The sequence below is a fragment of the Streptomyces sp. FH025 genome (genome assembly GCF_017427025.1).
Classification (GTDB): domain Bacteria; phylum Actinomycetota; class Actinomycetes; order Streptomycetales; family Streptomycetaceae; genus Kitasatospora.
This window is the reverse complement of the sequence record NZ_JAFLNG010000179.1, coordinates 1-12,034: the sequence shown is the minus strand read 5'-3', so window position 1 is coordinate 12,034 and position 12,034 is coordinate 1. Positions and strand designations below refer to the sequence as shown.

Sequence of the window (12,034 nt, the reverse complement as noted above, 5' to 3'; positions counted from 1 at the left end):
TCACGGCCTATCGGAGCAACGCCCATGACGGACAACGGAATTCAGCAGGACAAGGAACCCCGCCGCCGCCTCGGCTGCGTAGTAGTCACCACCCGCAAGGACACCGGCGCGGTACTCACAGTCCAGACCACCTACCGCAAGAACCCGATCCTGCCCGGCGGCGCCGCACACCCGAACGAACTGATCGGCGCCGCCGCCGCACGGGAACTGCTGGAGGAACTCGGCCTGACCCTCCCGCTCACCCACTTCATCGCCGTCGACCAGATGGACGCCAACAAACAGTCAGGAGCAGTCGAAGGCATCAACATCGTCCTCGACGGCGGCCAGTTGAGCGCCGACCAAGCCGACGCCGTCTCCGTCCCCGACACGGACGCCGCCCGGCAGGAGATCGCCGACGTGCTCTGGATCCTGCCCGAACACCTCGACCGCGCGCTGGACCCCGAACAGGCCGCCCGCGTCCGGCAGGCCCTCGCCGCCCGCGCGGCCGGCCACCGGCTCCCCCTGCTCTTCAGGGGCGAGCCGACCGGTAGTCCGTAACGCGATCTTGCTAGTGCCGCATCAGGCAACGTTCGCCCTGTCGGAGGCCCTGCCTGTAGATGGCTTCGGCCGCTTGCCATAATCGACCGATGAGTTCCATCGAACGCCCTTTGCCGCCCCTGAACGCCGACGAGCGCACCACGCTCGAAAGCTGGCTTGACTTTCACCGCGCCACCCTCGCCATGAAGTGCGAGGGCCTGGACGATGGGCAGGCCGCTGTCGCGTCCGTGCCACCGTCCGGCTTCACATTGACCGGCCTCGTCCAGCACATGGCGGAGGTGGAGCGCAACTGGTTCCGTCGAGTGTTCGCCGGAGAACAGGCCCCGCCCATCTACGACCCGCAGGCCGACCCGTCTGCCCCCGACGGCGGCTTCGAACTGGCCGAGGGCGCCACACTGCACGACGCTCTGGCCACCTGGCACGCGGAGATCGCCCATGCCCGCGAGCTCTGCGCCGCCCGTGCCTTGACCGACACCGGCCGCTTCATGGAGCAGGACGTCAGCCTCCGCTGGATCTACGTCCACATGATCGAGGAGTACGCCCGCCACAACGGCCACGCCGACCTGCTCCGGGAGCGCATCGACGGCACCACTGGTGTATGACACCACCCCGCGCTTGGTCAGGCAGGCATAGAACTCACCCCGGAAGCGTGACAGTTCAGCGAACCCGTCCCGCTCGACCCGATCGTGAAGCGGAGTCATCCCCACGGCCTTCGTCGTGATGGTGTGCGCTCCTTGGTCGGAGCACAGGATCAGACGAAGGCCGCCCCGTGTACGGCAGTTACCGAAACGAGTGATCACGTTCGGCAGACCGTTCGACGTCGGTGCTTAACGATCAAGCTAGGGCCTGTTGTGAAAGTGCCGACGGGCCGGACGAGGTGATGCCCAGGTCCGGCCCGTCCGCTCGTCTCTACAGGTCGAGCTGATACTGCAGTGTCGTGTGCGTGGGCAGGTAGCCGAGGCTGTCGCTGATGTGTCTCATGTGCGTGTTGCTGTCGGCGGTGTCGGTCAGGAGGCCACCGAGGTCGGGGTAGTGCCCGTGGGCTTGGCGGATCGACTCGGCTTTCATCCAGCGGCCGAGGCCGTGTCCGCGGTGCTCGGGCAGCACGCCGGTGCCGTAGTGCTGGGCATCACCTGTGCCGCCGCCGGGCACGACGAGTTCGGTGAACCCGGCGATCGATCCGTTGGAGGTGTCGATGGCGACGACGGTGTGCAGATGGTCGCCGCGCTGTTCGACGGCCTTCGCCGCGGCCCGGACCCGGTCCACGTCCCAGGTCGTGGTGCCGTGGTCGGTGTCCTCCATCGGCATGTCGTCCATGGCGCGACGTGAGTCGGCGAAGGTCTGGGCGAGATCGTCGGGGACGGTTCCCTGCCAGGACGCCAGCCGGTAGCCGGAATGCGGACGCTCAATGATCTCTGCCAGGGAGGGGATGTCCACATCGGCCAGGGGCAGGCGGGAGTACCTCAGGGTGAGGACCTTGCGGAAGCCGTGGGCCGGCAGGAAGTGGTCGCCGGGCGATCCGGCTCCGGCCTGCGCCACGACGCAGCGCCGGGTGTTGTCTCGGGCGGCGGCCACGGCCGCGTCGAGGAGCCGGGAGCCGACGCCCTTGCGGCGCTCCACGGGATGAACGTGGAGGGTCAGTTCGGCCAGGTGTGCTTGTCCGCCATCGAACAGGCGCAGAAAGGCCGTCCCGACAGGGTTGGCATCGGCGTCGGACGCCAGCCATGCAAGGCGTCGGCTGTGCGCCCCGTGAGCAGGGTCGGTCAGCGGGGTGATGCGAAACGACAAGGTGTCTCCGTCGTGAGGGGGTGGCAAAGGTCAGTACGCGGGCTCAACTGCTGGGCACTCCTGCGCATGTGCTCCACACCTCCTCGTCGACAGTGCCGGTCCGGATCTACATGGACGGCTGGGAGAACGTAGCTGGTCTGTCGGCTCCTGGGCAAAGGGTTTACTGAAGGCTGCTGCGGCCGCGGGGTCACAGCCACTCGTTGATGGCCGCGGCCAGTTCGCCTCCCTCGACGAACTGGCCGCGGCCATCGACACCTTCGTGTTGGCCTGCGACGAACACGACGCCAAGCCCTGCCGCTGGACCTTCGACGGCCGCCCACTCAAAGCCGCATGAACCCCCGAAGGATCGACGCGGCGCCGCACTAGGGCTGGAAGAGTACTTCCGGATTGTTCGGCGAGGGGCCGTCCAGCAGCGGGCTGTGGTCCCCCTTCAGCGTCTGGTCGAAGAACGCTGTCACGTACTCGCGGGTGATCTCCACCCCGCGTTCCGGGGAGAGGGGCGGCGTCGGGAACCCGGCCTCCTCCTGAAGCACATCCAGGTCGGAGAAGCTGAAGTGGTCGGCGCCGGCGACCGCCAGCCACTTCTTGTAGCCGCCGAGGGCGGCCCAGGTCTGCACCCACGTGGTGTCGCCGCCGTCGGCCGGGTGGTTGTCGGGCGTACCCAGCATGAGGAACGGCCGGTTGATCTGACCGGGCATCGGGGCCGGGTGGAAGTCGCCGTCCATGTTCACTCCGGCCCGTACCCGCGGGTCGGCGATCATCGTGGCGGCGGCCGCCGCTCCGCCGATGGAGTGTCCGGCCATGCCGATCTCGTGCTTGTCGATGAGGTGTGCCAGGCGCCACGCGGTATTGCCATGCGTCAACTGGTCGATCAAGAAGGACACGTCCAGCGCGCGGCTGGCGGGGATGGAGTCGATCGTCTTCGGGTCATCGCAGATCGCGCACGGCGGCGTCTGGCCGTTCGCCAGCGTCTCGCCGCTGTCCTCGTAGGTGTCGCCGACGAGCGCGACGACGTAGCCGTGACTGGCCAGGTCGGTCGCGAGCGAGGTGAGCGTCATGCGCGGGTTTTCGTGCGCGGGTGAGAGGACCACCAGCGGATACTTGCCGCGCTGCGGCCGCGCGCCGTCGAAGGCGTGAGTGGTGACGCTGGAAAGGGTCTGCGGGGTGACGCCGGAGCTCGCCGGCAAATTCCGGCGCTGGACGATTCCGGCTGCCTCGGCGAGGGTCATGTAAGGGGCCGGAGTCCCGGTCCCGGGGACGGCCGGGTAGACCATCGTGACGGCCAGTTGGCGGGGGCCGGATGACGGCACCCACGGGTCAAGGCGGCTCGCGTCGGTGAGGTGGATGACGTCCTCGCCGGCGGCGTAGGGGCCGGTCGGCGCGGGGAGCGCGCCCTGGAAGGACCGCGTGGGCGCGGTGGCCGTGGCCGGGGCCGGTGCGGCGTCGAACGCGTGCGTGGCCACCGGCGTGGCCGACGGTGTGGTCGTGGCGGCGAACCCGGCGCCGGTTCCGGTGACGAGGGCGGCGAGCGCCAGCACCGCGACAGCGCTGATACGGCGATTGCGTTTCATGGGATCGACGCTAGGTTCCGCGGCTCCGTATCGAATCAACCCATGGATGCAAACATTCCGGTGCCGTTCGTAGCCCCCGCGAGGTACCGGAGTCATACGCCGGTACTACGTCGTGCGGCGCGGAGCTCCCTTCGCCGGCCTCGTCGAGCGCCACCTTCGTCTTGGCCTACGACGAACACGACGCCAAGCGTCCGTCGCGCTGGGAGTGCAGAACCAGGTGCATCAGGTGCTCTGACGCTTCGAAGCTTGGCGCTCGTGCTGCGGCAGAGGCAATACCGTTGCCGCGTCAGGGGATTGTCGTGATCGCCGCTCTCTCCGGGTGGGGCGGTCTCCACGCTGCACAGGAAGTCGGCCTCGTCGACTTCCTGTGCCGGATCCTCCACGGGGGCGGGGGAGATTCACCGCTCGTCCACGCGGGCGTGGTTGGCGGTTCATGTGGCTGCCATGGCCCTCCATCAGCCTGGCCACCTCCGGCCGCAGACCTTGGCGAACGCACAGAAATTGCCGTGAAAGGCCCCGCCCATGCAAGAAACGACGCCCGCGCCCGGGCCTGGCGCACTGGATGAGACGGACCTGGCGCTGGTCCACGCCCTCCAACTCGCCCCGCGTGCGGCCTGGGTGGACCTCGCCACGGTCCTCGGCACCACGGCCCCCACGCTCGCCCGCCGCTGGCGCCGCCTGACCGCCACCGGCACGGCCTGGATGACCTGCCACCCCGGGCTCCCGAAGGGCGCGGCCCCGCCCGTCGGGAGCATGGCGCTGGTCGAGGTCACCGTCGCGCCCGGCCGCGTCCCCGGCGTCGTCGCCGAGCTGTCCCGGCACACCAACGCCGTCAACATCCAGCTCCTCACCGGCTCCCGCGATCTGTTCGTCACCGTCGTCGCGTCCGACGCCGAACGCCTCTCGCGCTACCTCCACGTACGGCTCCCGGCCGTCCCCGGCATCACCGGGATCCGGGTGCAGGTGCCCCTGCGCATCCACAAGGACGCCGGTGCCTGGCGGCTGCGCGCCCTCGACCGCGACCAGCGCCGGCGGCTCGCCGAGCTCACCCGCACGCCGGGCACGGCGCCCGCGCCGTTCGACCTGGACGCCGAGGACCGCGCGATCCTCTCCCACCTCGGCCCCGACGGCCGGCTCAGCACCGCCGAACTCGCCCGGCGACTCGGCCTCAGCGGCGCCACCGTCGCCCGTCGGCTGTCCCGCCTGACCGCCTCCGGCCGCGCGCGGTTCCGCTGCGAGATCGCCCGCCCGCTCACGGGCCGGCCCGTCACCATGACCTGGTGGCTGCGCGTCCCCGCCGCGGAACTCCACGCCACCGCCACCGAACTCGTCGCCCTCGGCGATGTCCGCCTGTGCATGGCGGTCACCGGCACCGCCAACCTGGTCGTGGTCATGTGGCTGCGCCACCCCTCCGACGCGACCGCGTCGGAAGCGGACTGGGCACGGCGCTTCCCCCGCGTGGAGGTCCTCGACTCGGCGATGACCCTGCAAGCGGTCAAGTGCGTGGGGCGTCTCGTCGACGCCGGTGGCCGCGGCACCGGGTACGTCCCGATCCACGGTTTCGAGGACGTGCGCGACGCACCCGCCCCGCCCGCGTTCCCGTCGGCCTGACCGGGAGGGGATCCGGTTCATCCAGGGCAGCGGGCCAGGCACTGGTTCCGGATCCTGCACGGGTGGGGCCCTTCGCGGTGGATTCTGTGCGATCCCTCCGGTCCGTCACCGACAGTGCGAGGCTGACGCGGACGGCTGGTCACTGCCCGACACCACCACTTCCCTGGAGGCCGCCCGATGACCGCACCCCGCCCCAACATCCTGTGGACGGTGAGCGAGGACTGCCCGCCCCGGTTCGGCTGCTACGGCGATGCGCTCGCCGTCACCCCGAACCTGGACGCGCTCGCCGACCGCGGCACCCTCTTCGAACACGCCTACAGCGCCGCCCCCGTCTGCGCCCCCTCCCGGTTCGCCCTGCTCACCGGCATCGCACCGGAGAGCCACGGGCCCGCGCACCAGATGCGCGCCAACGCGCACGTCCCGGCGTGGATGACCACGTACCCGGAGGTCCTGCGCGGCCTCGGCTACTACTGCACCAACAACGCCAAGACCGACTACAACTGCGACGTCGACCCGCAGGCCATCTGGGACGAGTCGTCGGACACGGCGCACTGGCGCAACCGCCCCGACGGCGCCCCGTTCCTCGCGGTGTTCAACTACGACCCCACCCACGAGAGCGCGGTGTTCCGCCGCGAGGAGTTCACCGTCGACCCCGACGCCGTCCGGCTCCCCGCCTACCTGCCCGACACCCCGCAGATCCGCGGCGACTTCGCGCACTACTACCGGCACATAGCCGGCATGGACGCCTTCGTCGGCCGGCTGCTGGCCCAACTGGAGGAGGACGGCGAACTGGACAACACCATCGTCATCCACACCTCCGACCACGGCGGCGTCAACCCCCGCTCCAAGCGCTGGTGCTACGACGAAGGACTGCACGTCCCCCTCATCGTCGCCGCCCCCGAGCGCTGGGCCGGTCTCTTCCCGGCCCCCGGCACCCGCGTCACCGCCGCGGTCGGCACGATCCGCATCCCGCCCACCCTGGTCGAACTCGCCGGGGGCGAGGTGCCCGCACAGATGCAGGGGGAGAGCCTCGCGCGCACCGTCTTCGACGAGGACCGCGAACTCGCCTTCGGCATGCGCAACCGCATGGACGACCGCCGCGACATGGTCCGCACCGTCCGCGACGCCCGCTACCGCTACATCCGCAACTACGACCCCCACCGGCCCTACGGCGCTCACCAGGCCTTCGCCTGGCTCGCCGCGGGCTACCGGTCCTGGGAGACGGAACACCTCGCCGGGCGCCTCGACGACGTGCGGGACGCGTTCTGGCGCGAGAAGCCGGGCGTGGAACTGTACGACTGCGACGCCGACCCGGACCAGGTCCGCAACCTCGCCGGCGACCCCGCCCACGCCGACGTCGAGGAGCGCCTCGACGCGGCACTGCGCGCCCACATCCTCGCCGTCAACGACAACGGCTTCCTGCCCGAGGGCGCTCCCGCCGAAGGCTACGACGCCTCCCGCGCCGAAGGCGCCTACCCGCTCGCCCGCATCCTCGCCGTCGCCGACGCCGTCGGCCGCCGCGACCCGGCCGAAGTACCGCGCTTCACCGCCGCGTTGGCGGATCCCGACCCGACCGTGCGGCGTTGGGGAGCCGTCGGACTGCTCGTCCTCGGCGCCGACGCCATGGCCGACGGCGTCGACGCGCTCCTCAAGGCCACCGTCGACGGCGAGCCGGATCCTTTCGTGCGCATCCCGTGCGCGGAGGCCCTCGCCAGGCAGGCGGGCGACCCGGCCGCGCTCGCCTGCCTGGCCGACCTCGCCGGGCCCGCGCACCCGATGAGCGTCCGGCTCGAAGCGATCGGTGCGCTGACCGCGCTCGCCCCCGAGGCGGTGGAGCCGTACCGCGACGTGGTGGCCGCGGCTGCCGACGAACCCCACGAGTACATCGGCAACGCGGCGCGCTACCTGCTCTTCCGCATCGACGGCTCCTACACGCCCGACACCAGGGTCTTCGACATCGAGCGCCTGCTCGCGCTCGCCGCCAAGGCCGGACGTCGACGGGGCTGATCCACGGGGCTGGTCCACGGGGCTGGTCCACGGGGCTGGGCCACGGGGCTGATCCGGCCTTCCGCCCCCTCCACCCATGTGACGACCTCCGGCTGGCTCGCGCGGGGGAGGGGGTCGGCCCCTGCGGCGGAGGTGGCGGTGGGGCAGTGTCCGCGACGCTGGACGCATGCTGATGAACATTCCGGTGGGCGACACCGAACGCCCCGTTCCCCGTTGGGCCCTGCGCTTGGCGAAGGCCCTCCCGTTCGTCCTGCTGCCGCACTGCCTGTGGCGGCTGCCGTTCGCCTTCGACTACCGGATGGGGACGGTCGACCCGGCGGCCCCCGCCTACGTGTGGTGGGCGACCCCGTACGTGTTCGGGCTGAGCGTGCTCACCGAGGCGCTGGCGCTGCTCACCCTGGGGCTGGTCAGCGGCTGGGGCGAGGTGTTCCCGTCCTGGGTGCCGGTCCTGCGGGGCCGCCGGGTGCCGTCGCTCGCGGCGGTCGTCCCAGCGGTGCTGGGCGGGCTGGTCCTGTTCGGCCTGTTCGGGCTCCAGCCGCTCGCCTGGTTCGGGGTGTTCGACGAGGTCGGCTTCAGCAACGGCTGGTGGGAGGCCCTGTACCGGGTCTGCGTCAGCCCGGCCATGCTCTGGGGCCCGATCACCATCGCCCTCGCCTGGGCCTACCACCGCCGCCGTCGGCCGGTCGCGCAGGGCGTCCGGTAGTGGTCGCCGGTCGCTCAGCCGGTCCGCTCGTGGTCGCCGACCGCCGCGAGCTCTTCCTCGTCCGAGCGGCGGGCGCGCTCCGCCCAGGCGGCCACCGGTGGGCCCGCCGCGCCCACGGCCGCGAAGAACACGCCGAGCAGGAGCCAGCCCGCGTGCCCGAGACCGAGGACCGCCGTCGTGAGGACCGCCGGAGCCAGGGCCTGCCCGGCGTCGAAGCCGACGCCGAAGAGGCCCTGGTACTGCCCCTGGGCGTGGTCGGGGGCGAGACCGAAGCCGAGCGCGTAGCCGCCCGAGGACTCCCACACCTCTCCGAGGCTGTGCACGACGACGGCGAGGACGGCGAGCACCGGCGCGATCCAGGCCGGAACGTCCGCGGTCAGGGCCATCAAGGGACAGCTGACCAGGAACAGCAGCCCCGCGAGGCGGAACGCCCGGCCGCCCTGGCGCGGTGTTTCCACCCGGGAGCCGATCCTGCTCTGGAGCAGCACGCACACCCCGCTGTTGACCGCGTAGACCGCCGCCACCGTCCAGCGGGGCGCGTCGGTGTGGGCGGAGAGCCAGATCGGCAGCAGCAGGGAGACGGTCTGGTACTGGAGGCCCATCGCGCCGTAGAGCGCGACGAAGGACACGTACGGCCGGTCGGACAGGACGGCCCAGCGGTGGTGCTCCTCGGGCCGGGGCAGGGGCCGGTAGTTCGGGAGACCGATCAGGGCGATCAGACCGGCGCAGGCGAAGCTGGTGGCATTGGCGAGGATGAGCGCGGTGTAGGCCGGGCGGGTGCCGACCGAGACGGCGAAGGCGGCGCCGAGGGTGCCCAGGACCACGCCGAGGTTGACGAACGTGCGCAGCTTCGCCCTGAAGGCGGCCGGGCGTTCACCGCCGGCCCGGGCGATGAGTGCGCCGCCCGCGGCGCCGCCCGCCGTCGCCGCCAGCCGGTCCAGGGTGGCGATGAGCGTGAACGTGACCCAGTCGTGGATGACGACGAACGCGGCCATCGTCGCGGCCTGCATCGCGAGGGCCGTCAGCCAGACCGTGCGCGGCCCGTACCGGTCGGCTAGGTTCCCGGCCGGGACCCCGGCCAGCAGCCCGACCAGCCCGGCGATCGTGAGCCCGACACCGACCCGATCGGCGGGCAGGTGCACCACGAGCGTGAAGTAGAGCACCGAAGCGGTGTTGAACAGCCCGTTGCCCACCCGACTGACGAAGCTCGCGACGATGAGAACGCGCTGCGGACCGTGCGGCGCCGATGAGTTGGACATCCGAGGTCCGGCGCTCTTCTCGATCATGCGGACGAGGCTAATGGACGGGGTCAATGGACGGGGTCAATGGACGAGGCCAATGGACGAGGCGAGGAAGAGGGGGACGAGCGGGTCCGCTTCGAGCTGTACCCGGACAACCTCGGTTTCCACGCCCCCCTGGTGCGGCCACTACGACACGTGAGCCGTCACCACTCCGCCACCCGGTAGTCCTTGAGGAACACCCCTGACACCGGGTGCCCGGCCTCGCCCCGCACGATCGGGTCGTACACCCGGGCCGCGCCGTCGACGATGTCGAGCGGGGTGCGGAAGCCCTGGGCGGCGATCCGGGCCTTCTTGGGGGCCGGGTTCTCGTCGGTGATCCAGCCGGTGTCGACGGCGCACATGTGCACGCCCCGGACGGCGAGTTCGGCGGCGCTGGTGCGGGTGAGCATGTTGAGCGCGGCCTTGGCCATGTTGGTGTGCGGGTGCCGGGTGGTCTTGTTGCGGACGGCGAACCGGCCCTCCACCGCCGTCACGTTGACGATGTAGCGGGCGGGGTGCGGGGAGGCGAGCAGCAGCGGCAGCAGCCGGTCGCAGAGCAGGGCCGGGGCCAGGGCGTTGACCAGCTGGGTCTCCAGGACCTCCGCCGGGTCGAGCGAACCGAGCGTGGCGGACCACGAGTTGGCGGGCGCGAGGTCTGGCAGCAGCCCGGCCTCGTCGGTCAGGTCGAGCAACGATCCCTTGCTGGAAGACAGTTGGGCGGAAGCGGAGAGCGGCCGGAAGCCGGGGGCGTGGGCGATCGCCCGGCGGTCGGCGGCGGGCAGCTCGCCCCGCTCGCCCGCGGCGAGGAGCGCGTACGACTCCGGCGGGCGGCGCAGCGTCTGCGCGGCGTTGTTGACCAGGATGTCCAGCGGTCGCCCGTCGGATCGCAACCGCTCGGTCAAGCCGAGGACTTGGCGCGGGTCGCGGAGGTCGATGCCGACCACGGTCAGCCGGTCCCACCACTGCGCGCTGCCCTCGGCGGCGCGGAAGCGGCGGACGGTGTCCTGCGGGAAGCGGCTGGTGACGGTCAGCTCGGCGCCGTCGCGCAGCAGCATCAGCGCGAGCTGGAAGCCGATCTTCACCCGCCCGCCGGTGAGCAGCGCCCGGCGCCCGCGCAGGTCGGTGCTGAGGCCGCGGCGGGCGGTGTTGTCGGCGGCGCAGCCCGGGCACAGCATGTGGTAGAAGCCGTCGACCCGGTGGTAGGCCTGCTTGCAGACGTAGCACTTGCGCGGTATTCGCAGCTCGCCGACCGGCCCTCCCGGGGCGGGGTCGAGCGGCGCGTCCTCGCGTCGGTGCCGGGCGCCCGTCGCGGTGGTGGCGAGCAGATCGGTGTCGGCCCGCCGGACGGCCTGCTTGGCCTCCTGGCGGCGGCGCTTGCGGCTCTCCATCACGAAGGAGCTGAGCTGCCGCTCGGCGTGCAGGCGGGTGCGGTCGTGGGGCGGGAGTGCGCGCAGGCGGCCGAGGGTGCGGCTGAACGCGGCGAGTTCCTCGGGGGCCAGGCCCGCCGTGCGGGCGGTCTCGTCGGTCGCCATGGTCGTGTCGAGCTGGTCGTGGTCGTGGTCGTGGTCGTGGCTTTGGTCTTGGTCTTGGCCGTGGTCGTGGTCGTCCCGGACCGTCATGTCCGCCCCCTCGTGCCGTACAGGTGGGAGGGACAGTAGTCGACGGTCCGGGACGATGAGAGCTCAATTTCCGCAGGCCCGGCCCCGTTCGGAGCCGGGCCGCCCGGGCTCAGCCCGAGTACTGGCTGAAGATCTTCGCGAACTCGTAGGGCTGCTGGGCGATGTTGGTGCACTTGGACAGCGAGCCGCCGGTGCAGGCGTTGGCGTCGCGGGTGGCGTCCCAGAAGGCCAGCAGGCCGAGGTGGTTCTGCCGGGCGAAGGTCACCAACTGCTGGGCGGCAGCCTGGTTGTAGATCTGGTGGTCGTCGTTCTCGCCGATCATCGGGGTGACGCCGACCATGGACCACAGCTGGGCGTCGGTCTTCGCCGGGTAGAGCGCCTTGAGCTGGCCGAGGAGCGACTGGGCGGCCTGGACGGCGGCGTTGCCGTAGTCGGTGCCGGAGCGGTAGTAGTCCATCGCCATGGCGTTCACCAGGTCGAGGTTGACCCCGGCGTCCCGGGCGGACTTGACGATGGCGACGCCCTCGCTGGTCAGGCCCTCGGGCAGGACGGGCAGGGTGAGCGAGACCTTGAGGCCGGGGTGGGCCTGCTGGAGCTTGGCGAGCGCGGCGGATCGGCGGTCGTTGGAGGCGGTGTCGGCGATCGCCGCGCCCTCGATGTCGTAGTCGACGTAGCGCAGGTTGTAGGCGTTGACCACCGCGTCGTACTCGTTGAACAGCGAGTCCACGGTGGTGCAGGCGGCAGCGAGTTCGGTGCCGCTGGCGCCGCCGAAGGACAGCTTGACGTCGCCGCCGACCGCGCGCAGCGCGTCCACCTGGTCCTTGGCCCAACCGGTGCGCGGGTCATAGGCGTTGAACCAGCTGGCCTTGCAGCCGACGCCGGTGACGAAGCCCATGGTGTAGCCCTTGACGCCGCCCG

At 71.3% G+C, this 12,034-nt stretch carries 10 protein-coding genes; 5 read left to right on the top strand and 5 right to left on the bottom strand.

From position 1 onward, the window contains the following. The coding region (locus tag J0670_RS15325; protein ID WP_207812121.1) for an NUDIX domain-containing protein at nt 1-537 on the top strand (537 nt) is incomplete at its 5' end. 89 nt (nt 538-626) lie between these two features. Continuing rightward, nucleotides 627-1,139, top strand: a complete 513-nt coding sequence (locus tag J0670_RS15320) for a DinB family protein (RefSeq protein ID WP_207812120.1) — start codon at nt 627-629, stop codon at nt 1,137-1,139. Between the two features lie 307 nt (nt 1,140-1,446). Here J0670_RS15320 and J0670_RS15315 read toward each other — a convergent pair whose 3' ends face one another. Beyond that, the gene (locus J0670_RS15315) at nt 1,447-2,325 is read right to left on the bottom strand and encodes a GNAT family N-acetyltransferase (RefSeq protein ID WP_207812119.1); all 879 of its coding nucleotides are present in this window, start codon (nt 2,323-2,325) and stop codon (nt 1,447-1,449) included. A gap of 362 nt (nt 2,326-2,687) precedes the next feature. Then, nucleotides 2,688-3,896, bottom strand: coding sequence for an alpha/beta hydrolase (locus J0670_RS15310; protein WP_207812118.1), 1,209 nt, complete (start codon nt 3,894-3,896; stop codon nt 2,688-2,690). Nucleotides 3,897-4,418: 522 nt separating this feature from the next. Between J0670_RS15310 and J0670_RS15305 the strand changes: the two genes are divergently transcribed. The 3 genes from J0670_RS15305 (at nt 4,419) to J0670_RS15295 (ending at nt 8,217) form a co-directional block, all read left to right on the top strand. Continuing rightward, the gene (locus tag J0670_RS15305; RefSeq protein ID WP_207812117.1) at nt 4,419-5,507 is read left to right on the top strand and encodes an Lrp/AsnC family transcriptional regulator; all 1,089 of its coding nucleotides are present in this window, start codon (nt 4,419-4,421) and stop codon (nt 5,505-5,507) included. Nucleotides 5,508-5,684: 177 nt separating this feature from the next. Then, nucleotides 5,685-7,514, top strand: coding sequence for a sulfatase (locus J0670_RS15300; protein WP_207812116.1), 1,830 nt, complete (start codon nt 5,685-5,687; stop codon nt 7,512-7,514). 166 nt (nt 7,515-7,680) lie between these two features. Further along, on the top strand, nt 7,681-8,217 hold the full coding sequence (locus tag J0670_RS15295) for a hypothetical protein (protein ID WP_207812115.1): 537 nt from the start codon (nt 7,681-7,683) through the stop codon (nt 8,215-8,217). Nucleotides 8,218-8,231: 14 nt separating this feature from the next. Here J0670_RS15295 and J0670_RS15290 read toward each other — a convergent pair whose 3' ends face one another. From J0670_RS15290 to J0670_RS15280, 3 genes are all read right to left on the bottom strand, one after another. Further along, nucleotides 8,232-9,503: an MFS transporter gene (locus J0670_RS15290; protein ID WP_243437049.1), complete on the bottom strand. Its 1,272-nt coding sequence runs from the start codon at nt 9,501-9,503 to the stop codon at nt 8,232-8,234. A gap of 158 nt (nt 9,504-9,661) precedes the next feature. Continuing rightward, entirely contained in the window at nt 9,662-11,029 is a 1,368-nt protein-coding gene (locus J0670_RS15285; RefSeq protein ID WP_207812122.1) for an SDR family NAD(P)-dependent oxidoreductase, read from the bottom strand. Between the two features lie 196 nt (nt 11,030-11,225). After that, nucleotides 11,226-12,034: chitinase (locus tag J0670_RS15280; RefSeq protein ID WP_207812114.1), on the bottom strand; the 809-nt coding region annotated here is incomplete at its 5' end.